This window comes from Burkholderia sp. PvR073 (genome assembly GCF_054055695.1).
Genome location: NZ_JBSRXO010000001.1, coordinates 1,474,123 through 1,500,446 on the forward strand (window position 1 = coordinate 1,474,123; position 26,324 = coordinate 1,500,446).

The following is a 26,324-nucleotide window of genomic DNA, read 5'->3' on the forward strand; positions in this document are numbered from 1 at the left end:
TCCTTCTTGTTCCTTGTCAGCGTGGCAATACCGCGAGCCTTTCAGGCCACATCACACGAGACGGGCGCCGCCGTCGATGTGGATCGTCTCGCCGTTCATGAAACCGTTGCTCATGAGGAACACCACCGCGGCGCCCACTTCGTCAGCGGTACCCAAACGACGCAGCGGCAGTTTTTCTTTCAATGCGTTCACGTACGCGTCGCGACCGTCGCCGAGCGTGCGAGCAAGCAGCGGCGTGTCGGTGGTGCCGGGCGAGACGGTGTTGACGCGGCGCGGCGCCAGTTCAAGCACCAAACCCCGCGCCAGGGCTTCCATCGCGGCGGACGCCGACGCAAGAATGGCCGTGCCGTAGGCGTTGGGTCGGTCGGCCAGCACGCCTGAAATGAAGGTGATGGAGCCATCGGCGGCCAGGCGATCACCGAGCGTGCGCAACGTGTGCACGGCTGCCCACACACGTTCGTCGAACGCACGACGCAGATAGTCGACATCCGCTTCCAGCACCTTGCCTGCCACGAAGGTCCCTGCGAGGAGGACGAGATGGTCGACGTGTGCGATGTCGGCCAGCGCCGAGGTGAGGGTCTCCGGCTTGGTCACGTCGGCGGCGCGCCAACCCGCAAAACCATGCTCGGCGGCGACGCGTTCAGCGCCCTCCGCGTTGAACCCGATCACGGTGACGTTCGCCCCGGCGGCCTTCGCTTGTTTGGCCGCGGAAAGGCCAATGCCGGAGGTTCCGCCGATGATGAGGACGGACTGATTCTCGAGTGAATGGGCGGCGAAATTGGTGGTCATGAAAGTAGGTCCTGTCGGCTGACGCAACCCGATGCGGCGTCTTGGACAGCACTCTATACTTGCCAATTGATATTGATAATCAGCGCCAAACTCGCTTCAATCATTCCGCCATGGAACAAATCAGCCTGGACCGCCTGACGGGTCTCATTGCATTCAGCCGTGCGGCCTCGTTAGGGAGTTATTCGGCCGCCGCTCGGGCGCTTGGCGTCACACCGTCGGCCGTGAGCAAGAGCATCCAGCGTCTCGAGCAGCACTTCGAGCTCAAGCTGTTCAACCGGACCACCCGATCATTGACGCTGACCCAGGAGGGGCGCGAGCTGCATGAACGCACGTTGCGCCTGCTTGCGGAAATGGAGGCCATCGAGCAGGCCGCGGTCTCGGCACGATCCGAGCCGGCCGGCATCCTGAAGGTGACCGCGCCGCTCCCGATCGGGATTCATCTGATCGCGCCTGCGCTACCTGCGTTTCGAAAGCGGTTTCCCAAGCTGTCCGTCGACCTGCGCCTGGGCGACCATTTCGTCGATCTGGTCGGCGAAGGGGTTGATGTAGCCATTCGCGTAGGAGATCTAACCGGTTCCCGCTTGATCTCGCGCCAGCTTTCCCCTCACCATATCGGCGCCTATGCATCCCCGGACTATCTGGCCCGTCGCGGTGTCCCCAAACACCCCGACGACCTCGTGGATCACGATTGTGTGAATTTCCGCTTTCAGAGTTCAGGACAGGTCTTCCGCTGGAATTTTGTCACCAGTGAAGGATCGCTCGACCTGATACCGGACGCCGGCATCGTGGTCGATACCAGCGATGCCGTCGCCGCCGTGATGGCCGCCGGAGGAGGCGTCGGCATTACACCCGCCTATGTGGCCGATTCCTACGTCAAGCGCGGGGAGCTTGTGCCGCTCCTCACCGAGTTCGTCGAACCGCGCTCCACGATCACGGCGCTGTGGCCGGAGAGCCGGCGCAGCAGCCCGAATGTCAAAGCATTCGTCGCACACCTGACGAAGGTGTTTGCTTCGTATGCGGCCGATAAGTGACGCCGGTCCGATGATGTTCAGGTGGCTCGCCGCGGTAAGGCGGCGCGCGGGAAATCGGTGCGAGTACCGCGGCGTTCAGCCTTCCCCCGATCATGAACATTCGATCGCCACGGCATTTTTCGACCGGCTGAGCCTGATTTCTCCCAGGTAGACGCTGTCGCCCAATTCGCACTCGCGCCAGGCGTTGCCGAGGGCATGTCGGATTTTGACTCGGTAGGTGCCGCTGCCCTTGGCCAGGCCATCGAACCGGAAATCACCGAAACCGTTCGAGACCGTCTCGGCGACCTGCATATTCCCGACGTACAACGCGACGACCGCGTCCGTGACGCACTCGACCACGTCTCCTGCCTGGACACTGACACTTCCGCCGACGAAGCACGTTTCCCAGCGCTCGAGGCCGCTGTACCACACGCGGGGCTTCGTGCTCAGGTCGGGTCGCAATACCTTGAGTCCCTCCCGTCGGGCCTTCTCGGCCATCGCCGTATCGTCGAGCTTGACCGTCTCGAAGACATCGGTGGGGCACGACTGCTGACAACGCGGGCGCGGCCAACCCTGGTCGAGCAAATGCGCATCGAAGATCCAGATCTGGGGCAGTTGCAGCGCTTCGTTCCAGACGATTGCCTTGTAAGGGCAGGCCTTGACGATGTCCTTGCGGCCTCGTGCCTTGTCCGGATCGATGATGACGATGCCGTCGGCACGCTTGCGAATGGCGCCGCCGCCGACACGCATGCAGGGCGCGTCGTCACAGTGATTGCACATCACCGGCAAATAAGTGGTCTGGACCATATGCGAGGCACCCTGTACGCGGCGCAGGATGCGGATGGGGCTCTCGGCGTTGGCCGAGGCGGGCGCGGCGTAGCCGGGAAAGTCGTTGCCAACGTGTTCGTCCCGTGCGGCGATCACGCAGTTCTGGCAGTTCTCGCAACGCCCGACCTTGATAATCAGGTTCCACTTGCTCATTTGACATTCCTCACGCTGCGCGACCGAGCATGAACGCCTCGGCACCGCGCCATTTCTCGACCTGCACCAGGCAGGAATTCGGGCTCATGCTGCTGGTGCCGGCGGTCTGCGGCCGGTCAGGGGTGAGCATGTTCATGCAACCGCCAATCTCGACTTGCTCGCCGTCGATTTCGATCAACTGAAATTCGGCGCTCGCCTCGTAGGACTTCACCACGCCGGCGTTCACGAGCGGCGAGACATCGGCCGCACAGATCACGGCGCCGCGGTCGTTGTGCACCTTGACGAGATCGCGATGGGCAATGCGTCGAGCGGCGGCGTCGGCCGGATTGAGCCTCAGCAGCCAGAAGCGGTGCCCCGCGATCAGCGCGCGGTGATCGTCGATGCCGTTCACCGCGGAGTTCTTGCCGTCACAATGGGTATGAAAGCTGTAGCGGCTGTGGGTGGCGATCAATTGCAGCGGATAGCGCCGCGCCAGGTCCGAGCGCAGACCCTCCCAGGAGGGGATATATCGGTTGAGCGGCGGCCGCTCGGGGTTGTCCGCCGTGTGCCGCTTCAGCAACTCGGGCACGAACTCCAGCTTGCCGCTTGGCGTCTGCAGGCCCTTGCCGAACTTTTCCGAGAACTGTGACGGCAGCGGATGAGGCTCTGGCAGGTCCTTCTTCCGGTCTTCCGCATACCAACGCATGTCCACGGGATGGCGAAGCTCGGGCTTTTCGGGCGGCACGACGAAGTAGCCCTTGCGGCAGAATTCGCGCCACGAAATGTGATCGGGCAGATCCGACGAGTCGAAGACGCGCTTGACCCAGTCGAGATCGCTGCAGCCTTCGGTGAAGATGCCACCGAGGCCCAACCGGATCAGGATGGCGGTGAAGATGTCGTAGTCGGAGCGGGACTCGCCCAAAGGCTCGATGCACTTGTGCTGCATGGTCAGCATGCGATGGTTGACCGTGCCATACCCGTGGTGCGCGTAGCCGCCCGAATTCGCCCATTCCCCGATGTCCCAACGCTCCAGCGACGTGCACGCGGGCAGGATGATGTCGGCGAACTGTGCCTCGCCTTCCATCCAGATCGACTGATTGACCACGAACTCGATACTCGAGTGCCGGTAGGCCTCGGTCCAGCGTCCGGAATTCGTCACGGTACTGAACGACGATCCGCCATAGCGATAGATCATGTGGATCGGCGAATAGCCGGGCATCGGGTAGGTGAACGGCGCGAACTGCGCTTCCTGGGACATGCCGTCCCACAGATAACCGGTGGCGTGACCGTTGAGAATCGCATCGGGCAGCTGCTGGCGCGGCACCATCTGCTTGACCGGATTCATGGTGAGGATGTGCGGCATGCGCTGGTAGTTGTCCACCGCGTTGGCGGTCCACGCCAGGTCGCCTGAAATGCCGCCGTCCGCGTAGCCGGGGAAGTAGAACTGGAGATCGTGCGGGACGCCGATTTCGAGGCAGCCGAAATTCACCCCCGGCTTGCCCCAGCCCTGCATGGCCATCATCATGATCATGCAACGCGCCCATTGCGCGCCGGTCGCCCCGCGGCCCGCGCCACCGAATCCCGCGCCGGTCATCCCGACGGCGAGATGAACCTTCTTGTTTCCCCACAGGCGCGCCAGCGCGCGGACGTCCTTGGCCGGCACGCCGGTCTCGCTCTCCTGCCACTCGGGCGTCTTGGGCGTACCGTCGGTTTCGCCCAGCAAGTAGGCCTTCCAATCGTCAAAACCGGTCGTGCGCGCCGCGACGTAGTCCTTGTCGTACAGGCCCTCCACGGCCCATACGTACATGATCGCGGTAGCCAGCGTGGCATCGGTTTGCGGCCGGACCGGGATCCAGCGGCCGCCCAGCAGCTGTGCGGTCGGATTGCAGTGCGGGTCGATATGAACGAACTCGATGCCGAGCTCCTTGGCCCACAGACGGCGCGGCGTTCCCTCGAATCCCGCGTAGGCGCCGTTGGTACTTTCGGGGTCGCAGGACCAGAAGACGATCATTTCGGCTTCCTTGAGCGCGTCCTCGAGGCCGCCATAGCCGGAGGGCACGCCGACGCGCATCGAGTTGCCGAAATGGTGCATGGCGCCCCAGTACCAGCCTTCCCAGCTGTCCGGATTCGCGGCGACTCGCGTGAAGCCGATCAGGTTGGCGAAGCGCGTCAGCGCGCTGAGGTAGTAGCCCACGTTGCCCCACTGATGGTGAGACGACATCGGGAAGGTGATGGAACCGGGGCCGTGAACGCGCTTCTGCCGGTTGATCTCCTTGGCGACGATGTCCAGGGCCTCGTCCCAGCTGATACGCACATAGCCGGACTTGCCGCGGTTCTGGGGATTGCGCTCGCCGTCAGGGTCGAAGTCGACCCGTTTCATCGGGTGAAGGATGCGCTTGTCGGAGTAGACCAACGACTTGAGGGTCAACGCGTGCGGCGCGACCAAGCCACGCCGTGGCGGGCTGAAGCGGCGTCCACGTGCGTCGATTACCCAGCTCGACGCATCCGTATCGTCCAGCTCGATCGGGGTCACGCGGACGATGCGATCATCCTTGACGTAGACGAACAGCGGCCCGCCATTGGTACAGGTGGTGTAGCGCCGGGTGCCATCGCGCATGGGCGTGCCCATCGGCAGGCCGACGGTGCGCATCATGCTCAGCGTTTGCATGAGCCAAACCAGCAGTTCGTCCTCGCCCTCCGTGACGACCTTGAAGTTCTTGGCGGCGTGGATGATTTCGCTCTGGTCCGGGCTGGGGGAAAGAAACTTCAGGGCGGTGGCGACATCCTTGAAGGCCATGCGCACGTCGGGCCGCGGGTGCTTGCCGGCGCGCGACCGAATGCGGCCATTCTTGAACTCGATGACGCGACCCATGCTTTGATCCATGAGCCCGATCCACGCGACGAGATTGCGCTCCTTGAGACGTTCCCGGTAGGCGGGGAAGCGGCGCGCCGTCAGGTCCAGAACCTTGGGCAATGCAAACAGAATGGTCTTGAGAACCTGTCGTTTCATCGTTCGATCCTATGTGTTGCTTCGATGCGGGGGGGGGGCTGGCATCCGGCGTGCTCGTCAGAACGTATAGGCGACGTTCAGGAAAACGCTGACGGGATTGAGCCGGAGCGTCGATTTGGAAACGATCTGCGTCCCCGTCGCGGTCTGTCCGTATAACGTGAGGTGGGTCTTCACCGGCATGTAGTTGACGGAGGTTCCGACAGACCAGTGTCTGGTCACCGCGTAATTCGCCCCGATCTCGAACACGGGGTTCCACGAAGCGCTGAGCGTCGCGCGCGCCGAGCCGCCCGGCCCGAAGCTGTCGGAGACGAACCGGCTGTTGGTGGCTCGAACCTGGGTGAACCACGTATAGTTCGCGCCAATGCCCAGGTACGGCCGGAATTTCGATGTGGCAGAAAACAGGTGGTATCGAAGTTCGATCGCGGGCGGCATCGGCCTTGTCGTGCCGAGCGTGCCGTACTTCTGCAACGTCCCGTCGCCAATCAGATTGACTTTCAGCGGCATTCCAAAAAGCATCGCGACGCCGAAGTGGTCGGTGACGTAGTACTCGTTGGTAATGCCGAGCGTATCCGTCGAACTGGCATGTGCGCTGCTACCGGTCAGTTCGTGATTCACCGTTACGCCGCCGACACTTTGCACGGTCAGGGGCGTTGCGCTGCCCTGAGGGGAAATGTGTAGCCATCCTACCGATGTCGTAATGCTTCCGGCCGTCTGTGCCTGCACATCGTCGGCAAGCAAAGCCGAGCCGATACAAACCGCCACGCCTGCGAAACGCGTCGTCCGCCTGAAATTCATCTTGTGTCTCCTCTGTCTCGATCCGTCTCTATGAATAACAACTAATTTGGATACCTTATTGAGTGCGGCGATCTGCTTCCGATGTTGGTGCTATCCAGGCTAGCCGCGCTCCTCCATCGCCGCGGATCTGTTGCTGTCGGTCACGATGACCGTGTCGGCTGCGCGGCGATCGAGATCGAGAACGCAAACGGAAAACGCCCCAGCACCACGCGCGCCGCAGGCTCGAGCCCGGGGTCGCTCAGCTCGACCGACACGGACATTCCGCCCGATTGATCGGTCGTGACGTCGATCGATGCACCGGGGGCGCCGCCCTGGGCCAATGCCGCGCGCAGCGCGTCGCGCGTCTCGCGGCGCTTGAGTTCCGGTTTGAAGATCTTGCCGACGCCCGTGAGCGGGATCGCTTCCACGATTCGGACGTGCTTGGGCAGCGCGGCGCGTTCAGCGATCTCCTGTTGCATGAATGCCGTCAGATCGTGCTCGGTCGCGCTCATCCCCGGCTTGAGCTGAACATATGCGACCGGCAGCTCACCGGCATGCGCATCGGGACGCCCGATTGCCGCGGCGAGCTGGACCGCCGGATGTCGATGAAGCGGTTCCTCGATCGCAGCAGGGTCGATGTTGTGCCCGCCCCGAATGATCAGTTCCTTCTTGCGGCCGGTCAGCCAAAAGTAACCGTCGACGTCGCAGCGGCCGAGGTCGCCGGTGTTGAGCCAGCGCGTGCCGTCGCCGAGATCGAGCCACAGCGCCCTGTTCTGATCGGCACGCAGGTAGCCGGTGAAAACGTTCGGCCCGGAGATGACGAGCAGCCCCTCTTCGTTCACCGCGCAATCGCGCAGATACCGTCCCGCGTCGTCCACGGCGACAGCTTTCATCGCCTGGAAGGGGATGCGAAGCCCGATCGATCCGAGCCGGCGCTCGCCGGTCGGCGGGTTGACGCTGCTCACGCAGGTTCCCTCGGTCAGACCGTAGCCTTCGAGAATCCGGATGCCGGTTTTTTCCTGGAAGGCCCTGAAGACGCCGACCGGCATCGGCGCCGCACCGCACAGGCCGTATTCGAGCGAGTCGATAGCATGACCGTCGACAGGAATGTCGAGCAGCGACGCGTAGAGTGTCGGGACGCCACTGAAGAAATTGATGTGATGATGTTCGACGATTTCCCAGAAGCGTTTGACGACACCGTCACCTCGGTAGCCTTGCGGTGTGCCGAGCACGACATGGGCGCCGCGGGAAAAAGGCAGCAGGCCGGTCACCATCGCGGCATTGACGTGAAAGAGCGGCAATCCGCAGAAAGTCGTTTTGCCGGGGCCGATGCTGTCGCCGAAGAACCGGCCGGCGCTCCATGCATTCGCCACTTCGTTGCCGTGGCTGCGCATCGCGATTTTCGGCAACCCGGTGGTTCCCCCGGTACAGAAGAATGAGGACATGTCGCCCGGTTGAATGCGGCGCACGTTGTCGAGCGCCGTACCGGATTCCCGCGCCATTTCCGTACCGAAGTCGTGGATCTGGATAGGCGCGGGCACCACGCCGCGCAAACCATCGTCGCCGTGCAGCTTATGGCACGCGTCACGCTGGAGCATGCGGGCCGCTGCTTGCGCGGTGCCCCGCACACGATCGGCCGGATCGACCAGCACGAGATGCTGCAGCGACTCGACCTGGTGAAGGATCTCCGCGACTTTCTGCCAGAGATCGGTGCCGGGAAATGGCGCGAGCGTCACGAGTACGCTGGCGCCGGCCGATTTGAGCAGATTGCCGATCGCTTCGCCTTCGAGCAGCGGATTGATCGCACATACGATGCCGGCCGCCTGCCCGCCCCAGATCACGAAATGGGTTTCGGGAAGATTGGGCAGCACATAAGCGATCACCGAACGCGAGTTCACGCCGAGGCGCGTGAACAGGTTGGCCGTGCGCGTGATGTCACGAACCAGCTCGCGATAGGTCCAGCGCTCGGCGTCGCGGTGCGCGTCGGCGGTCAGGAAAAAGGACAGCGCGGGGGCGGACGGATCGATGGCCGCGCCGGCGCAAATCATCTCGTAGGTGCTGGCAGGGAGGTCCGGCGGAAGGCCCTGCGCTTCGATCGCCAGCACGTCGTACCGGGTCGCGATGCCGTTCATGCTGCTTCGTCCACGATCTTGTTACGCTGCACGCCCAGATCGATCGTTCCGTCGCGGCTCGCGATCCGGGCTTCGACGATGTCTCCGGCCTTCAGGTACTGCGCGCGTCCCGCCTGCACCTTCATGAACATCTTCCATTTGACGGATTCGGGAAATAGCGCCACGGCCCGCTGCTTGAGCGGCGACGGGATGCTGAGTGCGCAGCCGGCCGGCGTGCCGGTCGCGAGCAGGTCGCCGGCGCGAAGGTCGTGCACGCCCGACAACTCGGTCAGTGTTTCGGCCGGACCATAGACGAGGTTCGAGGTCGAGTCCCGCTGACGCACCGCGCCGTTGACGGTCAACGTCAGGTCGAGCGCCTTCAGCTTCGGGAAGTCACGCCGCTCGAGCAGGCACAGATACGGGCCGACCGGGCCAAACGTCCGGAAACTCTTGCCCTTGTAGAACTGCATCTGCGGGATCTGGACATCGCGCGCGGAATAGTCGTTGACGATCACGGTGCCGGCGACGTAGTCGTGCAGGTTCTCGTCCGTGATCTGCCGGTGGGACGTGATGTCGCGTTTGAGGATGAGGCCGAGCTCGATTTCGTAGTCGAGAAACCGGACGTGTCGCGGTTTCACCACCGGTGAGTCGGCGGCGACGATGCAACTCGTCGCCTTCGTGAAGATCATGTTGAACTTTTTCGCGTCCGGATCCATGCCGGATTCGATCATGTGCTGACGATAATTCGCGCCCTGGCAAACGAATTGCTGGTTGGCTGTCACCGGGGGCAGCCACTCCACCTCTGTCTCGGGGATCGTCGATCCGTCGAGCGCGGCGAGTCGTTCGACCGGATTCGCCGCGAGAAAGCTCGCGGTGGTTTCGAAGTCGCCGGGAATCGGCGTGACGGCGCCGTTGGCGGCCACCCCCCATTGGGCGCGGCCGTTGTGCCGGAAGTGCAGGACAAGCAGTGACATGGATGGATCTCTCGTGAGTCGAATGGGCGGTCGGGGTCAGGCGAACAGCTTCGCCAAGGTCAGCAGCTTGCTCAGCGTCAGATCGGGGCTGCGGCGCAGGTTGCGAAGCAGCGCCGCGAGGCTCGACGGCGTGAACCGGGGCTTCGTGAAGCTGCGCGGCATCGTCGGGCCCCACTGCGCCATCGCTTCGCGGCTGACCGGGTGCACGCCTGTCGGCTCGTTAGCCGTGAACAAGTCGCCGTCGCAATAGTGTTCGTGCTTGTCGCCCCAAGGGTCCTGCCAGTAGTCGAAGATCTGGCTGCCGAGAATGTGTCGGCCGATGCCCCACGCATGCGTCCACCCGCTGTCGCGGAGCATGCGCTGGCCCATGCCGACGGCATCGGCGTCGACCAGCTCGTACGCGCTATGGCTATACGTCGGCAGGAACCCCTGGGCGAGCGCGAGCGTATGGTGATCGGCCGGCCTGTCGCCCAGATCGAGCCGCATGAATGCCACCGCGGGGGAGCCGTCCGGCAGCACCTGGACATCGCTGGGGATGAACCCGAAATGCTGCGTGTACCACGCGCAGGTTTCCTGGAAGTCGGCCAGCTCGAGCACGACGTGCCCGAGCCGAATGACTTCAGGGGTGCTCGCCGGCGGCCGCTGCGTCTCGTTGATTCGCACGGGCGCGTCGACCGAGTTGAACGGGAGCGCAGCGCGATGCGGCAGCGTGTTGGCCCGTGTCTGGCCCGCAATCGCGTCGACCTGAAAACCTGACGGATCGGTGAGGCGCACCCGCTGGCCGCCACCGGGCCAATCCGATGCCTCGACCTTCGACGCGCCGGGGACGCTGGCGAGCGCCTCCAGATCGGCCCGACTGTCGACGCGCAAGCCGAAGCCGACGAAGCGAGCCTTCGGCGCCTGGCGAACGACATAACAGAAGTGTGCCGTGCCCGTTCCGCGCAACAGCAGTTGCGTGTCGTCCCGCCGCACCGTTTGAAGACCGAAGTCGTTGAGAAAGTGCTCGGCCTCGTCGAGGTCCGGACGATCGAAGATCAGATAGGCGAGCGCCGATGCCTTCGTCGTGGGGTGGGGGTGTCGGGCCGGCTGGGTGGTGGTCAGTTTCATGGCGGATGGCAGTCAGGCAGGTCGAACGGTAATCGCGAAGGCAGGCGCCGTCGCATCGAGGGGCTGTCCGCGCAACGGCAGGCACGCAATCGCACCGTCGCGCGACATGTCTGGTCGGCACGTGAATGTCGCGAGGTCGATCGTCGATTGCGCAGGGGGGCGAGGCGCGTCGTCGCGGCTACCGTGACTGGCCGGCACAGGGCCCGTTGCGGCGCCGACTGGCCCGAATTCTTCGATCAGTCCATCGTGCGTCGCCGGCAACCCGCCCACCGGCGAGGAGCGCGAATTGATGTGGATGGACGCGCTGGCGCCCGTGTGCAGATGTGTCTCCACCGTTTCTCCATTCGTTTGTCGATCGGTTCCCGAGGCCTCGTTCAGCCGCCTTTTGTGACATTAAAGTCATGAATGATAACTTTGTCAATGTAGACATTTGAATCTATACTTGGGCACGAACAAGGATCGGAAACGTCATGCCGAATACACCGAATCGCCGGACACCGAAGCGCTCCGCTCCGGAAGCCGCCAACGCGCCGGAAGCAGCCAATCCCGCGGTCGCGGTCGCCGAAGAGCGCGAGCCGCGCGGCGCGCGCCGCAAGCGCGAGACCCGTGCCCGCCTGCTGGACGCCGCGCTCAGGCTGATGGCGGAAAAGGGCATGGAAGGCGTCGCCATCAACGAGATCACCGAGGCCGCCGACGTCGGCTTCGGCTCGTTCTACAACCACTTCGAATCGAAGGAGGCGATCTACGCGACCCTCGTGGAATCAGTATTCGAGGAGTTCGCGGATTCGCTCGATCGCCTGGCCAGCGGCCTGTCCGACCCGGCGGAAATCATTTCCGTGTCGGTGCGGCATACGCTGATGCGCGCGCGGCGCGAGCCGGTGTGGGGACACTTCCTGATACGCGAGGGTTTTTCGGCGCGGGTCCTGACGCTTGGCCTGGGCCAGCGCCTGCTGCGGGACATCGAGCGCGGCATCGCCGAAAAACGCTTCGCGGTCGCCGACCCGTTCATCGGCTTCCTTTCGGTAGGCGGTACGGTGCTGACCTCAATTGCGGCCGAGCTCAACTTCGTCGCGCCGGGCGCGCCGGCGGCCGGTGTGCTGAAGGAACTCGGCTTCAGCGGAGAGCATTTCCCGGAACGCACGGCGGCAACGCTGCTGCATACGCTGGGGCTCAAGCGCGCGGAAGCCGAGAAGATCGCGAGCCGGCCGCTGCCGGTGGTGGAAGCGGCCGAGACGGCGCAGTGATGTAGCGCCGTCGCCCGCTGCCAGGCCTCGGGTGGGTCAATTGGGGATGAGCGGCGACACGGCGGCTTGGGCCGAGATGTGGAGGATGTTTGGCGAATCCCGGCCGGGTGGCCCTTTCTTGCGCTACGCGGGATCGTCGCGCCGCGCATCCCGCGCGCTGACACTCAGCAGCGCGACGCCGAGCGCAGCCGCCCAGCCGGTCGCGGACGGCATCCGATCGGCGGCGCCCGCCGCGCCGCTGGCCGTCTCCGGTAGCGCAGCCGGTTCGGTGTGCAGGCCGTCGACGATGTGCCGAAACGCGGCATCGCGCAGCGCGTACAGATGAACCTCGACCCACAGCGGGAAACATTCCCAGCCGGCGGCAATGTCCGCGTAGTCGGCTGCGCTGCAGGCGCCGCCGCTCTCCGGCGCCGCCAGCCGAACTTTCGTGATCATTCGATCATGGTCGCGGCGAAGGATCTCGATCAACAGCTCGCGCTTGTGTTCGAAGTGCGCATAGAACGCGCCGCGCGTGTACCCGGCGCCCTCGGCGATATGTTCGACGCTCGTATCGGCAAAGCCTTTTGCGATGAATAGCGCGCGAGCGGTGGCGATGAGCCGTTCGCGGGTGTCGAGCCTGCGTTGCTCGCGCGTGAGTCGGGCGGGTTTCATCCTGGGTTGTCCATGCAGGTGGAAATGATCGAAGTGGCGCCACACCGCGCCGCACGAAACGCCGGATCGACGCGGGAACGGCGCAGCGCCGATTCGCTTTTTCGCCGGGATGATTTCGCCTGACGATGTCGCTTGATCGTGCAGGGCACCGGCGCGATGCCGATCGCCCAACCCGACCCGACCGGGCGCGTGTTCGCGGTCCGATTCAGTCGTCGAGCGGATCCGGCGCGCCGCGCTCGGCGACGGGTGGCGCGATCCGTCGGTCGAGTGTTCCCGCGCGGCATCCGGCGGGCGGCGGCGCGTGCGTGGCCGCCGCGCGAATGCCCGCGGCGATGCCGAGCGCGAGCGTGTCGAGCGCATGGCGATGCGCGTCGACGAGCGCGTCGTAGCCCGCCGACGCACCGGCCCGAACGATGCTGCGGCACGTCAGTGCCGGCTGTCCGGAGCCGGCGTCCACGGTCCATGTCGCATCGAGCAGCACGTGCGACGCCGGCCACGATTCGACACGCTGGACGTCCACGGCGACCCGATAAACCGGCGTGCCATCCGGATGGGCGACGCGGTGAACGTCGATCGTGTTCAGCCGGGACGTGACGCGCGTCGACAGTCCGCCGCGCATCTCGTCGCCGAGCGGCGAAACCCAGCGCTCCTGTTCCAGAATGTCGACCCGTTCGGGGCCGCGCTGCACCGCGAGCCGGTTGCCGTCCGCCGGCGCCGCGACGTGCACGCGCTGCATGTCGATCAGCCATGCGGGACGTGACGCGCCGGTGTCGCCGCCCGCGCCATCCGCCATCCCGAGCGTATGGAATCGTACGGGCGGCGACGCACAGGCGCTGAGCACGGCCAGCGCGACGCACGTTGCGATACGGATCGGTATCCGGATCGTGCGAAACGAATGCGGCGTCATTTCGGTTCTCCTTTCTTGCCGAAGAGCAGCGCTTCCGGATGCCGCTCGAGATAGTCGGCCAGCGTATTGAGCGACTGGAGCGTATGCGTGAGCGATTGCATCGCGTCATGAACGTCCGATTGCATCGGCGAATCCTGCCGCAGCGTCGCCTGCGCGGCGTCGAACGTGCGTTGCGCCGCCGCCAGCGTGTCGCGCGCCTGCGGCACGACCTGCTCGTCGAGGTGTCCGAACAGCTGGTTCGCATGCTCGAGCGCACCGTTCAGACTGTTGCCGATCTGGTCGAATGGAACCTTGTCGAGCTTCCGTGCGATGTCGGCGAGCTGAACCTGCAGTTCGTCGAGCGTGTTCGGAACGGTCGGCAGCTCGACCGGCGTGCGGCGCACATCCACGCTGGCGCGCGGCGCCTTCGGGAACATGTCGAGCGCCACGTACAACTGGCCCGTGAGCAGGCTGCCGGTGCGCAGCTGCCCGCGCAGCCCCTGCAGCACCAGGTGCTCGAGGAGGTCGTGGCCGCCGGCCGTATCGGGCGCCGGTAGCGCGGTGTCGCTGCGCCGGCTCAGTCTCGACGGATACAGTGCCATCGTGACCTTCATGCTGAACGTGCGCGAGTGCTCGTTGTACTCGATCCCGATGTTCGTGACCTGACCGAGCGCGATGCCGCGCAAATCGACCGGCGCGCCGACGGACAGTCCGCGCAGCGACTGGTCGAAGCGCATGACGACCATCAGCGGCGTGCCGTCGGGGTCGCGCATCGCCTCGGCTTGGTCCGGCGCGAGCCGGAACGACGCGTTGTCGGCCGCCGGCGGGGCATCGGCTTGCTCGGGCGGCGACTGAAACGCGAGACCGCCGACGACCACCGTCGCGAGCGACTGCGTGTTCAGCTTCAGGCAGTTCGAATCGAGCCGCAGATCCACGCCGCTTGCGTGCCACCAGCGCGTGTTGGTGCCGACGTATTTGTCGTATGGCGCCTTCACGAACGCCTGCACGTCGACGCCCGCGCCATCCTTGTCGAGCGAGAAGCCGACCACCTGGCCGACCTGCAGGTGCCGGTAGAACACCGGCGAGCCGATGTCGATCGAGCCGAGCGAATCGCCGTGCAGCAGGTAGCGGCGGCCTTGTTGGTCCGCGGTGACGGCGGGTGGCGTCTCGAGGCCGGCGAAGTCGCTCTGCTCGTGCGGCGAGCGGCCGAGGTCCGCGCCGATGTACGCGCCGGAGAGCAGCGTGCCGAGCCCGGAGATTCCGGTGGCGCCGACACGCGGCCGAACGAACCAGAATCGCGTATCGCGGTTCGCGAACCGCGCAGCTTCCTTGGTGAGCTGGATGCGCACGACCACGCGCTTGAAGTCGGGCGTGAGCGTGATGGCCTGCACCGAGCCGATATCGACGTCCTTGTAACGGACCTTGGTCTTTCCGGCTTCGAGGCCTTCTGCGTTCGCGAACGTGACGGTGATCGTCGGGCCGGTCGCGGCAATGCTGCGGTACACGAGCGACAGCCCGATCAACGCGCACACGAGCGGAACGATCCAGACGAGGGACGGGATCCAGCGGCTGCGCGGCCGGATCTCGGGTTCAGGCAAATCGAGGGGAAGCATCGTATGAATAGTCGTAGCGTTGCGACGGGCTTGCGCTCGTTCAGGATCGAGGGCTGGCGGCGGAGCGGTGCACGCCGTCCCAGATGAGTCGCGGATCGAACTGCATCGACGCGCACATGGTGAGTACGACCACGGCACCGAACGCCAGCGCGCCGGGGCCGGGCGTGATCTCGGCGAACGAACCGAAATGCACGAGCGCGATCGTCAGCGCGACGACGAACACGTCGAGCATCGACCAGCGGCCCACGCGTTCCACCAGTCGATGGAGCCGCGTGCGTTCCAGCGGGCGCCATGGCGTGCCGCGATGCGCGGCAATGGCCTGCAACGCAAGAATCGCGAGCTTGAGCATCGGCACGAGCACGCTCGCGACGAACACGACGACGGCGAGCGGCCAGTCGCCGGACGTCCAGAAGTACGCGACGCCGGCGAGAATGGTGTCGTCCTCGGCGCGGCCGAGCGAGGTCGCGTGCATGATGGGCAGCAGGTTCGCCGGAATGTAGAGCAGCGCGGCCGCGATCACGAGCGCGCCCGTGCGTGCGGCGCTGCGCGGGCGGCGTTCGTGCAGCGTCGACCCGCAGCGCGTGCAGCGCGCGTCGGCGGCCTCGGTATGCGGGTGCTGCACGCGTCCGCAGGTATGACATGCGAGCAGCCCCGCGGCGCGGGCTGTGACGCTTGCCGGGCGGTGGGGCCCGGTCGCGTCCGTAGCGTCCATTGCGTCTGCTGTGTCGGGCGCCACCGGTGCAGCGCGTCGCGGCGTGCGCCGCCGGCGCGACACCGCGGCAGGCATACCGCCGTCGCGCAGCGCGATGATTTCGTCGCGCGCTTCCCACAGGCCGCCCGGGTCGAACGACGCGAGAACGCCCAGCATCACGGTGAGGGCGCCGAACGCAAACAGCGCGGGGCCCGGTATCACGTGCGCGACGCTCGTCATCTTGACGATCGTGACCAGGATGCCGAGCAGGAACACCTCGACCATGCTCCACGGACGCAGCCGCTGCATGTTGCGCAGGACCGGCGCGAAGCAGGGCGGTACACGGCCCGCGCGCAACGGCACGAGCACGTACAGCCACGCGGTGAGTTCCAGCAGCGGGAACAACATTGTCGTGCAGAACACGATCGCCGCCACGACCGGTTGCCCGTGCAAGCGCAACGCGGCCACCGCGTCGGCCAGCGTCGCGTGCGATGCGATGCCGGCGGCGTCGAGCGCGACGATGGGAAAGGCCTGCGCGATGAACAACGTGAACAGCGCGGCAAGCGCGATCGCGCACCGCCGGTCCAGCGCCCGACGGCCGTGCGCGCTGCCGCCCACGCGGGCACGGCACCTCGGGCAGTGCGCAGCCAGCGCGCGCAGGCGCGGCGGCCGCCAAAACAGCAGGTCGCATTCGTGGCAGGCGACCAGGTTTTCGGGTTTCATCGGGAATCGATCATGCGGAGTAAAGGAGTGCTCGGCGCCGCGGTAGTCGCGGTGCGCCGGGCGTCGGGCGTCGAGGCCCGGGCCGGCCGCACGCGCAGCCGGCCCGTCGACGCAAGCAGCCGTTATTGCCGGGCCGCGACTGCCGTACGGGCGTCGGGCGGCAACTCGCCCATTGCCTGCAGGAGTGCCGCCGTATCGGTCATCCGCCGGCTCGCGGCACGGACCGCGTCGAGCTCCGCGGTCAGATATTGCCGCTCGCTCGCCTGCTGCGCGGACACCGGAACGGCGCCCAGCGTGCGGCGCTGCGCCGTTTCGTCGAAGGCCGCGCCCGCCGCCCGCGCCGCGATTTCGTTCGCGGCCAGCGTCTGCGCGTCGTTGTCCAGCGCGGCGAGCGAATCCGCGACGTCACCGAACGCGGACAGCACCGCCGACTTGTACTGAAGCACCGCTGCGTCGTACGAATCGAGCGTCGCATGCCGGTGGGCCAGCAGCGCGCCGCCATGGAAGAGCGGCTGCGACAGGCCTGCGCCGACTGCCCACAGCCCGCCCGCCCCCGACAACAGCGCCGGCCAGCTGAAGCCGCCGCGTCCCAACGTCGCCGTGAGCGACAAACTCGGGAACAACTGCGCGGTCGCTTCGCCCGCATCCGCCGCGGCGGCTTTTACCGCGGCTTCGGCCGCGCGGATGTCGGGGCGCGCCTTCAGCAGGTCGGACGGCACGACGACGGGCACGTGCTCCGGCAGCGACAGGCTGTCGAATGTGGGGATCGGCGGCACGGCGTCGGGCGTGCGGCCGAGCAGGATCGCGAGCGCGTGAACGGTTGTCGCGCGCTGCTGACGTAGCGCCGGCAGCGTCGCGGCGAGCGATGCCGCATTCTGCGTCGACGCCAGCGCCTGCGCGTGCGAGATCGCGCCGAGCGCGTAGCGCTGCGCATCGTCGTGCGCGGACGATGCCGCGATGGTGACGAGCCGCTCGGTCAGCAGGATCTGTCGGTCGAGCGCCGCAGCGGAGAGGGCGGTGCCGACGATGTTGGCTGCCAGCGCGCGCCGCGCCGCCTCGAGCTCGCAAGCGCGCACGTCGACGCGCGCGGCGCTTGCCGCGTTCGCATAGCGCGTGGCGCCGAACAGATCGAACGTGTAATGCGCCTGCAACTGACCGACGAACACGTTGTAGCGCAGGGTCTGCGCGCCCGTGCCGGAGATGTCCGGCGTGCGGGTGCGGGCCACCTGCGCATTCGCGTCGAGCGACGGCAGCGTCGATGCGCCGACCTGCGCGCGCAGTTCCTGCTGCGCGGCGGCAAGCGTCTTTTCGGTCGCGGCAAGCGTCGGATTCGCGCTCAGCCCTTCGTCGACCAGTGCGTCGAGCGCGCCGGAGCGATAGAGCCGCCACCACTGCGGCACCGGCGCGGCGCCGACGTCGAATTGCTGCGTGACGCCCGCCGCTTCGGCGGTCCGCGGCGGCTGCGGCGTTTCGCCGTAGTGAGCCGGCGACGGCATCGCGGGCGGCGTGCTGCTCGGGGCCATCGCGCAGCCGGACAGGCCGAGCGCCGCGCTCGCGGCGAGCGCCGCGGTCATACGGGTAAGTTTCATTGACATGTCTCCGGGGACGCGACGGCCGTGGCGGTCGACTCGCGTTCGTCGCCTCGCACCTTGAAGCACGTCGCATAAAGGGCGGGCAGGAAGAAGATGGTCAGTCCCGTCGCGATCGTGATGCCGCCCATCAGCGCCGTTGCCATCGGGCCGAAGAAGCCCGAGCGCAGCAGCGGGATCAGTGCGAGCACGGCGGCGGCGGCGGTCAGCATGATCGGCCGGAAGCGCCGCACCGTCGCGCTGACGATCGCCGTGAAGCGCGGCTGTCCGGCTGCGATGTCCTGGTCGATCTGATCGACCAGGATCACGGAGTTGCGCATGATGATCCCGAACATCGCGATCACGCCGAGCAGCGCGACGAAGCCGAACGGCTTGCCGAACAGCAGCAGCGCGGCGACCACGCCGATCAGGCCGAGCGGCGCGGTCAGCACGACGATGAAGGTGCGCGAGAAGCGCTTGAGCTGAATCATCAGCAGCGTCAGCACCGCGATGATCATCAGCGGCATCTGTGCGTTGATGGACGTCTGGCCCTTCATGCTTTCCTCCGCCGCGCCGCCGATGTCGATCCGGTAGCCGGTGGGGAGCGTCGCGCGCAGCGTCGCCAGCGCACCGTCGATGTCGCGCGTGACGCCGATGCTCGCTGCGTCGCCGCGCACGTCGGCCTGCACGGTGATCGTCGGCTGGCGGTCGCGTTCCCAGATCACGCCGTATTCGAGCGTGTCGCGCACGTGGCCGATCGCGCCGAGCGGCACCGGGCCGTGCGGCGTCGGAATCGCGATGCCGGCGAGCTTCGACGGGTCGACGCGCTCGCTCTTCGGCGCGCGCAGGTCGACGTTGATCAGCTTGTCGCGCTCGCGATATTGCGTGACCGTATAGCCCGACAGCGTCATCGCGAGGAAGCCCGACACGTCTTCCGACGTGACGCCGAGCTGGCGCGCCTTGAGTTGATCGATTTCGAACGACACCGAGCGCTCGGCCGGCTCGTCCCAGTCGAACTGCACGTTGCGCGTGCGCGGGTCGGCGCGCACCTTGTCCGCCACCTTCTCGGCGATGGCGCGCGCGGTCGCGATGTCGTCGCCGCTCACGCGGAACTTGATCGGGAAGCCGACCGGCGGCCCGTTTTCAAGCCGCGCCACACGCGTGCGCACGGTCGGGAAACGGGTTGCGAGCGTCGACTCCAACCAGTGCGACAGCCGGTCGCGCGCTTCGACGTCCTTCGCCGCGATGACGAACTGTGCGAAGTTCGGCTGCTGAAGCTGTTGATCGAGCGGCAGATAGAAGCGCGGCGCACCGGTGCCGACGAAGTCGACGACGTGATCGATTTCGGGGCGGCCAGCGAGCGTCTTCTCGAGCTGCGTGGCCTCGCGCAGCGTCGCGTCGAACGACGCGCCTTCCGGCAAGCGCAAGTCGACCAGCAATTCGGGGCGCTCCGAGTTCGGGAAGAACTGCTGCGGCACGCGCGTGAAGGCGGCCATCGCGATCGCGAACAGCACCGCGGTCACGCCGAGCACGACCCAGCGGCGTTCGATGCAGGCCGAGATCCAGCCGGACAGGCGCCGGTAGAAGCCCGTGTCGTACACGTCCTGCCCGTGCGCATGCCCGTCGTGGTGCTTGAGCTCGGGCAGCATGTGGTAGCCGAGCAGCGGCACCAGCACGACGGCGGCAAACCACGACACGATCAGCGAAATGGCCGACACCTCGAAGATCGAGCGCGTGTATTCGCCGGTGCTCGACTTCGCGAGCGCGATCGGCAGGAAGCCCGATACCGTCACGAGCGTTCCCGTGAGCATCGGGAACGCGGTGCTCGTGTACGCGAACGCCGCCGCACGCGTTCGCGTCCAGCCTTGCTCGAGCTTCACCGCCATCATTTCGACGGCGATGATCGCGTCGTCCACCAGCAGCCCGAGCGCGAGCACCAGCGTGCCCAGCGACACCTTGTCGAGCCCGATGCCGAACACATGCATGCACAGCGCGGTCACGGCCAGCACGATCGGAATCGTGATGACGACCACCATCCCGGTGCGCAAGCCGAGCGACACGAGGCTGACCACGAGCACGATGGCGACAGCTTCGCCCACCGCCTCGACGAAGTCGTCCACCGAGTGCTTGACCGCGTGCGGCATGCTCGACACCGCGCTCAGCTTCACGCCGGCCGGCAGGCCTGCCTGGAGTTCGGTGGTCCTGGCGTCGAGCGCCTTGCCGAGATCGATCACGTCGCCGCCTTTTTGCATCGTCACGCCGATGCCGAGCACGGCGTGGCCATTCGTCCGCATCTGCGTGACCGGCGGATCGTCGTAGCCGCGGGTGATCTTTGCGACGTCGCCGAGCCGGAACGTGCGGTTGTTCACGGTGATCGGCATGTCCGCAAGCGCCTGCATGTCCTTGAACGCGCCGGTGGGACGCACGAACACGCGATCGTCCGCCGTCGTGATCGTGCCGACCGGCGCGACGGCATTCTGCGCGTCGATCGCCTGCGCGAGCTGTTGCGGCGTGATCGCGAGCCGGGTCAGTTGCGCGTTCGAGATCTCGACGAACACGTGCTGATCGGGGTCGCCGAAGTAGTCGACCTTGGCGACGCCGGGCACGCGCAGCAGCACCGCGCGCAGCTTGTCCGCGTAATCGTGCAGTTGCGCGGGCGAGTAGCCGTCGCCTTCGAGCGCATAAATGTTCGTATAGACGTCGCCGAATTCGTCGTTGAAGAACGGGCCGACCGTGCCCTTCGGCAGCGTCGCGCGGATGTCGCCGACCTTCTTGCGCACCTGATACCAGGTTTCCGGCACCTGATTGACGGGCGCCGAATCCTTCATCGCGAAGAAGATCATCGACTCGCCGGGGCGAGAGTAGCTCTTGATGTTGTCGACGTACGGCGCGGCCTGAAGCTGGCGGCCGATCCGGTCGGTGACCTGCTCCTGGACTTCGCGGGCGGTGGCGCCCGGCCAGTAGGTCTGGATCACCATCGTGCGGAACGTGAACGGCGGATCCTCGGATTGCGCGAGGCGCGTATAGCCGATCACGCCGAAGATCGTCGCAAGGCCGATCAGGAAGATCACCAGTTGCTGATGCTTGAGCGCCCATGAGGACAGATTGAAGCGACGGTCGTCGGCCGGGCCGGTGTCGGTTCGCGCGCCGTCCGGCAGATGATGTTCGGGGGCGTTCATGACGGGAAGTCCTCCGGATGCAGCGGCGGCACGACGCGCACGCGTTCGCCGGCGGTGACGGTATGGACACCTTGAATCACGACGCGCTCGTCGCTCGCGAGCCCCGACGTGATGGACACCGTACGTTCGTCGTAGCGTCCGATCGACACCGTGCGCAGTTCCAGCGTGTCGCTGCCCTTGCGGACGACCCAGACCGCCGGCGCTTCGCCGCGGTGAAAGAGCGCGGTGGCCGGCAGCGTGATCGTATGGTCCGCGGCGGCGTCGGTGCTGCCGTCGAACGCGACGTTGGCCGTCATCCCGGAGCGCACGTCCGGGCTCGGCGCGATCAGCGTCAGTTTTACCCGCCACGTGCGGCTTTGCGGATCCGCGGCGGCGGCGACCTCGCGCACGCGCGCATCGAACACTTTGCCCGGCAGCGCCGTCAGGCTGACGCGCGCGCCGCGGCCGATCGCGAGATCGCGCAGGTCGCGCTCCGAGGCGTCGCACACGATGTCGAGCTCGCCGCTCCAGTCCAGATGAAACACCGCCTGCCCGGCCTCGACGTTCTGCCCGGTATCGGCATCCTCGGACGTCACGACGCCGTCGTGATCCGCGACGAGCGTCGCGTAGCGCAGGTGATCTCCGGCGAGCGCCGTCTGCGCGAGGGCGGCATCGCGCTGCGCGACCGCCGACGTGTAGGCATCCTGCGTTGTCTCGAGCTGCGCGGGGGCGATCAGCGCCGCCTGTGCCTGCGCGCGATCGCGCTCCAGCTGCTGCTTCGCGTAGACGACCCGATGCTCGGCGGCGTCGAGCTGTGCGCGGGCATTGAGCAGCGTGTTGTGCAGATCGGCGGGATCCAGGGCCGCAAGCGTCTGTCCGGCCTTCACGGTGTCGCCGATGCGCACGCGCCGCTCGACGATCTTGCCGCCGACCCGGAACGACAGCGCCGTCGAATAGCGCGCCTGGACCTGCGCCGGCAGCACGCGCTGCGATGCGCCACTGTCTGCGTGAGCCGGCAGCGCGACCACCGACCGCAGTTCGGGCGCGGGGGCCTCATGCGAATGACAAGCCGTCAGAAGAACTGCACAGCATGCGAGCGCGATCGGCGCCCGCTGAACCGGCGGCGCGATGCGTGTCAGGAGCCGGCGCATCGAAGTGCGCGCATCAAGACTTGGTGATTTCACGATGTTTCCAAGACGAATGAAGGGCCAACTAAAAAAATCCGGCGACCTCGGCGGGCCGGCCGACTGGGGCGGGGCGCGATCCGGCTTCGCTGCCGACGGCGCATCCACGTGTTAAATCAGTACTCCGATGTTTGCGTGGCAGCGTCCTATGCCGGCACGCTAGATCACGAAGCCTGCGCCCGCCGCACGGAGCGGCGGGGCGGGCTACCGCACGGGCATCGAATGCCCGTGCTGGCCGTTACCGCACGTCGAGGACCCCTCCGGCAGACACGCTCGGCGCAGCGATTTCCGAGATTAGACTCATAACTGATAAGATTGTCAAGTATGAGCCAATAATCTAGAATTGCGGAAATGCAGAAATTTTCGAAAGTGGAGACGCTGTCATGGAACAAACGTCCGAGCCGCCGCGGCCCATCGGGGCCGCCGTCGCGACCGAGCACCGGCTGCCGCGGGGCGCGCGGCGCAAGCAGGCGACGCGCATGCGTCTGCTGCGGGCGGCGTTCATGCTGATGGCGGAAAAGGGGATGGACAACGTGGCGATCAGCGAGATCACCGAGGCGGCCGACGTCGGGTTCGGCTCGTTCTACAACCACTTCGCATCGAAAGACGGGCTCTTTGCCGCGTTGATCGAGTGGGTGTTCGACGATTTCGCGGATCGGCTCGAGCGCGTGACCGGCGGTTTGTCAGATCCGGCGGAGGTCGTGTCGGTCTGCGTGCGCCATACGCTGATGCAGGCGCATCGGGAGTGGATGTGGGGTCAGTTCTTGATGCGCGAAGGTGTTTCAGTGCGCGCGCTCGACCGCGGGCTCGGGCAGCGCTTGCGGCGGGACAGCGCGCGCGGCATCGCAGCGCGCCGCTTCGTCGTCAGCGATCCGTTCGTCAGCGTGCTGGCGTCGACAGGGACGATTCTCGCGGCAATCGCCGCGCAGCTTCACATCGCCAGGACGGTCGAGGGCGGGACGAGGCGACGGGCGGTCGGCGTCGGCAGTTTCCCGGAACGGACCGCCGCGACCGTGCTGCAGACGCTCGGCATTGCGCGCGCCGAGGCGCACGCCATCGCGAATCGCCCGCTACCGCCGGGCGATTTCACTGTCACGGGTGGGGATTGAGGGGGCAGCGATCGTCGTCGACCCCTTCCAGGCGGCCATCGCCGCCCGGCGTCACTTCGACTTAGCGGAGCTGTCGTTACGATGATTGCGACCCGGTTCGCGCGCCGTCGCCGACGGGCCCAGTGTCGCGAGAATCTTGTCGCGGCATACCGTCAGGATTTCGTCGGCCAGTGGAGAATCATCCGGGCACGCGCGCGACAACACAACGGCGCCGACCGCATGCGCCATGATGTCGAGGCAGTCGGCTCGCGCCTCCGCCGAGTCTGCACCGTCTGACGAATCACGTTCTTGGACTAACGCCGCCAGCAGTCTTTCGATGCCGTCCGCGAAGGTGGCCCGGACCGCTTCGGGTTGACGCGCGGCATCCCCACCCAGCGCGGCCATCGTGCAGCCGGTTGCGCGCGCGTCGCGGTGCTCGCGCGCGAGATACTGTCGCACGAACTCCGCTGCGTCCACCCCAGCCGACAGCGCAACGGTCTGCGCCATGCCGCAGGCCGCCGATTCCGCCATCAGATCGGCCTTCGAGCGGAAGTGCTTGTAGAAGCCGCCGTGGGTGAACCCCGCTGCGCTCATCAGATCAGCAACTCCGACCCCATCAAAACCGCGCTCCCTGAACAGCGTCGACGCTGTCTCAACAACGTGGGCCCGATTGGCCTGGGCCTGTGCCTTGGTGACTTTCACTTTTCCTCTCCGTGGGCGCGTTCCTGTCTGATGGCCTGACTATACATTGATGTTGGTCATCATCAAAGTATTGACATGTTAGATTATGATCGTCATCATTAAGCCATTCCCACCACCCGACGCTGGAACGACATGTCAGAGAAAACGCTTTTCGAGCCGTACGCCCTCGGTGACCTGACGCTCACCAATCGCATCGTCATGGCACCGCTGACCCGCAACCGTGCCGGCGCCGGGCTGGTGCCCAGCGAGCTTGCCGCGACCTACTACGCCCAGCGCGCGTCGGCCGGCCTGATCATCACCGAGGCCACTCAGGTTTCGGCCCAGGCCCAGGGCTATCAGGACACGCCCGGCCTGTACACGCCCGAGCAGATCGCCGGCTGGCGGAAGGTCACGGACGCCGTCCACGCCAAGGGCGGACGCATCTTCGTGCAGCTCTGGCATGTGGGCCGCGTCTCGCACACCGACCTGCAACCTGGCGGTACGGCGCCGGTCGCGCCTTCCGCCATCCGCGCCGAGACGAAAACCTTCGTCAACAACGGATTTGCCGACGTGTCCGAGCCGCGCGCGCTGGAACTCGCCGAGCTGCCGGGCATCGTGAACGACTTTCGACAGGCTGCGGCCAACGCGATTGCCGCCGGTTTCGACGGCGTGGAAATTCACGGCGCGAACGGATATCTGCTGGAGCAGTTCATCAAGGACGGAGCCAACCAGCGCACCGACGACTACGGCGGCTCGATCGAGAACCGTGCGCGGCTGCTGCTCGAAGTCGTCGCCGCAGTGGTCAAGGAAATCGGCGCAGAGCGCACGGGCGTGCGCATCTCGCCGGTTTCGCCGGCAAACGGCATTTCCTGCAGCGATCCGCAAGCGCAGTACGACTACATCGCCGAACAGCTCAACGCGCAGGGCGTCGTCTATCTGCACGTGGTCGAAGGTGCGACTGGCGGCCCACGCGATGTCGCCGCGTTCGACTACGACGCGCTGCGCCGCCGTTTCAAGCAGACCTATCTGGCGAACAACGGCTACGACGTGGAATTCGCCACCACTCAACTCAATGAGGGCAGAGCCGACTTGTTCGCGTTCGGCCGTCCGTTCATCAGCAACCCGGACCTGGTCGAACGCCTGAAGCATGGCGCGCCCCTGACGCAAATCAACCCGGCGACGCTCTATGGCGGCGGCGCGGTGGGCTACATCGATTACCCGACGATTTCCGGCTAAGGCTTCGTGCCCTTGGTTGAGCCTCCGCCAGAAGAACCCTTGCAAAGGAAAGTACCCATGACCACGCTTCCGACCGTCCTCATCACCGGCGCCTCCAGCGGCATCGGTGCCACCTACGCCGAGCGCTTCGCTCGGCGTGGCCATGACCTCGTCCTTGTCGCCCGTGACAAGGCGCGACTCGATGCCCTGGCAGCGCGCCTGCGTGAGGAAAGCGGGGTGGCCGTGGAAGTGCTGCCGTCCGACCTGACCCAGCCCACCGATCTGTCCGCGCTCGAGGCCCGTCTGCGCGATGACAATCGAATAGGAATTCTGATCAACAATGCCGGCGTAGCTCAGTCGGGCAGCTTCCTGCAGCAAACCCCTGACAGCATCGAACGCCTGATCACGCTCAACACGACGGCGCTGACGAGGCTTGCAGCCGCGGTCGCGCCACGCTTCGTGCAGTCCGGTAATGGCTCGATCGTCAACATTGGCTCGGTGGTGGGTTTCGCGCCCGAGTTCGGCATGTCGATCTACGGCGCGACCAAGGCATTCGTGCTGTTCCTGTCGCAGGGCCTGAATCTCGAGTTGTCGCCCAAGGGCGTCTACGTGCAAGCGGTATTGCCGGCGGCGACGCGCACGGAGATCTGGGAGCGCGCCGGCGTCGACGTGAACACGCTGCCCGAGGTGATGGAAGTAGGGGAGTTGGTCGATGCGGCACTGATCGGGTTCGACCGTCGCGAACTGGTCACGATCCCGCCGCTGCACGTAGCCGGGCGGTGGGACGCGCTGGATGGCGCTCGCCAGGGACTGTTGTCGGACATTCGACAAGCACACGCGGCCGAGCGTTATCAGCTCAACGCCTGACTATTCAATTGCAGCAAACG

20 protein-coding genes are annotated in these 26,324 nt (G+C 66.1%); 5 read left to right on the forward strand and 15 right to left on the reverse strand.

Translation table 11 applies throughout. The features are described 5' to 3' along the window. Positions 1 to 51: 51 nt before the first annotated feature. Complete coding sequence (locus tag ACVK00_RS06600) at positions 52 to 789, reverse strand: SDR family oxidoreductase (protein WP_284894196.1); 738 nt, start codon at positions 787 to 789, stop codon at positions 52 to 54. A gap of 110 nt (positions 790 to 899) precedes the next feature. On the opposite strand from ACVK00_RS06600, the gene ACVK00_RS06605 reads away from it, so the two are divergent. After that, positions 900 to 1,820 carry a LysR substrate-binding domain-containing protein gene (locus ACVK00_RS06605; protein WP_435521282.1) on the forward strand — a complete coding sequence of 307 codons (921 nt, stop codon included), beginning with the start codon at positions 900 to 902 and terminating at the stop codon, positions 1,818 to 1,820. A 90-nt stretch (positions 1,821 to 1,910) separates the two neighbouring features. Here the strand turns inward: ACVK00_RS06605 and ACVK00_RS06610 are convergent, their stop codons facing one another. The 6 genes from ACVK00_RS06610 to ACVK00_RS06635 form a co-directional block, all read right to left on the reverse strand. Beyond that, positions 1,911 to 2,780, reverse strand: coding sequence for a 4Fe-4S dicluster domain-containing protein (locus tag ACVK00_RS06610; RefSeq protein ID WP_284894199.1), 870 nt, complete (start codon positions 2,778 to 2,780; stop codon positions 1,911 to 1,913). 10 nt (positions 2,781 to 2,790) lie between these two features. Beyond that, a complete protein-coding gene (locus tag ACVK00_RS06615) occupies positions 2,791 to 5,769 on the reverse strand; it encodes a molybdopterin-dependent oxidoreductase (RefSeq protein ID WP_354123235.1) in 2,979 nt (992 codons plus the stop codon). Between the two features lie 57 nt (positions 5,770 to 5,826). After that, positions 5,827 to 6,564 (reverse strand): OmpW/AlkL family protein, encoded by a 738-nt coding sequence (locus ACVK00_RS06620; protein ID WP_284894201.1) that lies wholly within the window; start codon positions 6,562 to 6,564, stop codon positions 5,827 to 5,829. Between the two features lie 140 nt (positions 6,565 to 6,704). Then, on the reverse strand, positions 6,705 to 8,675 hold the full coding sequence (locus ACVK00_RS06625; protein WP_284894202.1) for an acyl-CoA synthetase: 1,971 nt from the start codon (positions 8,673 to 8,675) through the stop codon (positions 6,705 to 6,707). Then, entirely contained in the window at positions 8,672 to 9,628 is a 957-nt protein-coding gene (locus tag ACVK00_RS06630; protein ID WP_228908500.1) for a fumarylacetoacetate hydrolase family protein, read from the reverse strand. The genes ACVK00_RS06625 and ACVK00_RS06630 overlap by 4 nt, the downstream gene beginning before the upstream one ends. 36 nt (positions 9,629 to 9,664) lie before the next feature. Continuing rightward, positions 9,665 to 10,735: a VOC family protein gene (locus ACVK00_RS06635; protein ID WP_284894203.1), complete on the reverse strand. Its 1,071-nt coding sequence runs from the start codon at positions 10,733 to 10,735 to the stop codon at positions 9,665 to 9,667. A gap of 470 nt (positions 10,736 to 11,205) precedes the next feature. Here ACVK00_RS06635 and ACVK00_RS06640 point away from each other — a divergent pair, with 470 nt between their 5' ends. Next, positions 11,206 to 11,979, forward strand: a complete 774-nt coding sequence (locus tag ACVK00_RS06640; RefSeq protein WP_284894204.1) for a TetR/AcrR family transcriptional regulator — start codon at positions 11,206 to 11,208, stop codon at positions 11,977 to 11,979. Between the two features lie 123 nt (positions 11,980 to 12,102). Here ACVK00_RS06640 and ACVK00_RS06645 read toward each other — a convergent pair whose 3' ends face one another. The 7 genes from ACVK00_RS06645 to ACVK00_RS06675 form a co-directional block, all read right to left on the reverse strand. After that, positions 12,103 to 12,630 carry a TetR/AcrR family transcriptional regulator gene (locus tag ACVK00_RS06645; RefSeq protein WP_284894205.1) on the reverse strand — a complete coding sequence of 176 codons (528 nt, stop codon included), beginning with the start codon at positions 12,628 to 12,630 and terminating at the stop codon, positions 12,103 to 12,105. Between the two features lie 205 nt (positions 12,631 to 12,835). Beyond that, on the reverse strand, positions 12,836 to 13,537 hold the full coding sequence (locus ACVK00_RS06650) for a PqiC family protein (RefSeq protein ID WP_284894207.1): 702 nt from the start codon (positions 13,535 to 13,537) through the stop codon (positions 12,836 to 12,838). Next, positions 13,534 to 15,129, reverse strand: a complete 1,596-nt coding sequence (locus ACVK00_RS06655) for a PqiB family protein (RefSeq protein ID WP_284894208.1) — start codon at positions 15,127 to 15,129, stop codon at positions 13,534 to 13,536. Before ACVK00_RS06655 ends, ACVK00_RS06650 begins: the two co-directional genes overlap by 4 nt. A gap of 40 nt (positions 15,130 to 15,169) precedes the next feature. Then, complete coding sequence (locus ACVK00_RS06660; protein WP_284894209.1) at positions 15,170 to 16,543, reverse strand: paraquat-inducible protein A; 1,374 nt, start codon at positions 16,541 to 16,543, stop codon at positions 15,170 to 15,172. A gap of 122 nt (positions 16,544 to 16,665) precedes the next feature. Further along, positions 16,666 to 18,132 (reverse strand): efflux transporter outer membrane subunit, encoded by a 1,467-nt coding sequence (locus ACVK00_RS06665; protein ID WP_284894210.1) that lies wholly within the window; start codon positions 18,130 to 18,132, stop codon positions 16,666 to 16,668. Beyond that, positions 18,129 to 21,290 carry an efflux RND transporter permease subunit gene (locus ACVK00_RS06670; RefSeq protein WP_284894211.1) on the reverse strand — a complete coding sequence of 1,054 codons (3,162 nt, stop codon included), beginning with the start codon at positions 21,288 to 21,290 and terminating at the stop codon, positions 18,129 to 18,131. Before ACVK00_RS06670 ends, ACVK00_RS06665 begins: the two co-directional genes overlap by 4 nt. Then, complete coding sequence (locus ACVK00_RS06675) at positions 21,287 to 22,420, reverse strand: efflux RND transporter periplasmic adaptor subunit (RefSeq protein WP_284894284.1); 1,134 nt, start codon at positions 22,418 to 22,420, stop codon at positions 21,287 to 21,289. The genes ACVK00_RS06670 and ACVK00_RS06675 overlap by 4 nt, the downstream gene beginning before the upstream one ends. Positions 22,421 to 22,836: 416 nt before the next feature. Between ACVK00_RS06675 and ACVK00_RS06680 the strand changes: the two genes are divergently transcribed. After that, complete coding sequence (locus tag ACVK00_RS06680; RefSeq protein WP_284894212.1) at positions 22,837 to 23,562, forward strand: TetR/AcrR family transcriptional regulator; 726 nt, start codon at positions 22,837 to 22,839, stop codon at positions 23,560 to 23,562. Positions 23,563 to 23,613: 51 nt separating this feature from the next. Here ACVK00_RS06680 and ACVK00_RS06685 read toward each other — a convergent pair whose 3' ends face one another. Continuing rightward, the gene (locus ACVK00_RS06685) at positions 23,614 to 24,243 is read right to left on the reverse strand and encodes a TetR/AcrR family transcriptional regulator (protein WP_284894213.1); all 630 of its coding nucleotides are present in this window, start codon (positions 24,241 to 24,243) and stop codon (positions 23,614 to 23,616) included. 132 nt (positions 24,244 to 24,375) lie between these two features. On the opposite strand from ACVK00_RS06685, the gene ACVK00_RS06690 reads away from it, so the two are divergent. Next, positions 24,376 to 25,458 carry an alkene reductase gene (locus ACVK00_RS06690; protein WP_284894214.1) on the forward strand — a complete coding sequence of 361 codons (1,083 nt, stop codon included), beginning with the start codon at positions 24,376 to 24,378 and terminating at the stop codon, positions 25,456 to 25,458. A 57-nt stretch (positions 25,459 to 25,515) separates the two neighbouring features. Then, positions 25,516 to 26,304: an SDR family NAD(P)-dependent oxidoreductase gene (locus ACVK00_RS06695; RefSeq protein ID WP_284894215.1), complete on the forward strand. Its 789-nt coding sequence runs from the start codon at positions 25,516 to 25,518 to the stop codon at positions 26,302 to 26,304. The last annotated feature ends 20 nt before the right edge of the window (positions 26,305 to 26,324 follow it).

Bases quoted from the DNA above. Each gene is read 5' to 3' on its own strand.
- ACVK00_RS06655 (WP_284894208.1), bottom strand. From the start codon at position 15,129: ATGCTTCCCCTCGATTTGCCTGAACCCGAGATCCGGCCGCGCAGCCGC.
- ACVK00_RS06630 (WP_228908500.1), bottom strand. From the start codon at position 9,628: ATGTCACTGCTTGTCCTGCACTTCCGGCACAACGGCCGCGCCCAATGG.
- ACVK00_RS06680 (WP_284894212.1), top strand. From the start codon at position 22,837: ATGGAACAAACGTCCGAGCCGCCGCGGCCCATCGGGGCCGCCGTCGCG.
- ACVK00_RS06645 (WP_284894205.1), bottom strand. From the start codon at position 12,630: ATGAAACCCGCCCGACTCACGCGCGAGCAACGCAGGCTCGACACCCGC.
- ACVK00_RS06640 (WP_284894204.1), top strand. From the start codon at position 11,206: ATGCCGAATACACCGAATCGCCGGACACCGAAGCGCTCCGCTCCGGAA.
- ACVK00_RS06670 (WP_284894211.1), bottom strand. From the start codon at position 21,290: ATGAACGCCCCCGAACATCATCTGCCGGACGGCGCGCGAACCGACACC.
- ACVK00_RS06620 (WP_284894201.1), bottom strand. From the start codon at position 6,564: ATGAATTTCAGGCGGACGACGCGTTTCGCAGGCGTGGCGGTTTGTATC.
- ACVK00_RS06690 (WP_284894214.1), top strand. From the start codon at position 24,376: ATGTCAGAGAAAACGCTTTTCGAGCCGTACGCCCTCGGTGACCTGACG.
- ACVK00_RS06675 (WP_284894284.1), bottom strand. From the start codon at position 22,420: ATGCGCCGGCTCCTGACACGCATCGCGCCGCCGGTTCAGCGGGCGCCG.
- ACVK00_RS06650 (WP_284894207.1), bottom strand. From the start codon at position 13,537: ATGACGCCGCATTCGTTTCGCACGATCCGGATACCGATCCGTATCGCA.
- ACVK00_RS06635 (WP_284894203.1), bottom strand. From the start codon at position 10,735: ATGAAACTGACCACCACCCAGCCGGCCCGACACCCCCACCCCACGACG.
- ACVK00_RS06660 (WP_284894209.1), bottom strand. From the start codon at position 16,543: ATGAAACCCGAAAACCTGGTCGCCTGCCACGAATGCGACCTGCTGTTT.
- ACVK00_RS06605 (WP_435521282.1), top strand. From the start codon at position 900: ATGGAACAAATCAGCCTGGACCGCCTGACGGGTCTCATTGCATTCAGC.
- ACVK00_RS06610 (WP_284894199.1), bottom strand. From the start codon at position 2,780: ATGAGCAAGTGGAACCTGATTATCAAGGTCGGGCGTTGCGAGAACTGC.
- ACVK00_RS06615 (WP_354123235.1), bottom strand. From the start codon at position 5,769: ATGAAACGACAGGTTCTCAAGACCATTCTGTTTGCATTGCCCAAGGTT.
- ACVK00_RS06600 (WP_284894196.1), bottom strand. From the start codon at position 789: ATGACCACCAATTTCGCCGCCCATTCACTCGAGAATCAGTCCGTCCTC.
- ACVK00_RS06665 (WP_284894210.1), bottom strand. From the start codon at position 18,132: ATGAAACTTACCCGTATGACCGCGGCGCTCGCCGCGAGCGCGGCGCTC.
- ACVK00_RS06625 (WP_284894202.1), bottom strand. From the start codon at position 8,675: ATGAACGGCATCGCGACCCGGTACGACGTGCTGGCGATCGAAGCGCAG.
- ACVK00_RS06695 (WP_284894215.1), top strand. From the start codon at position 25,516: ATGACCACGCTTCCGACCGTCCTCATCACCGGCGCCTCCAGCGGCATC.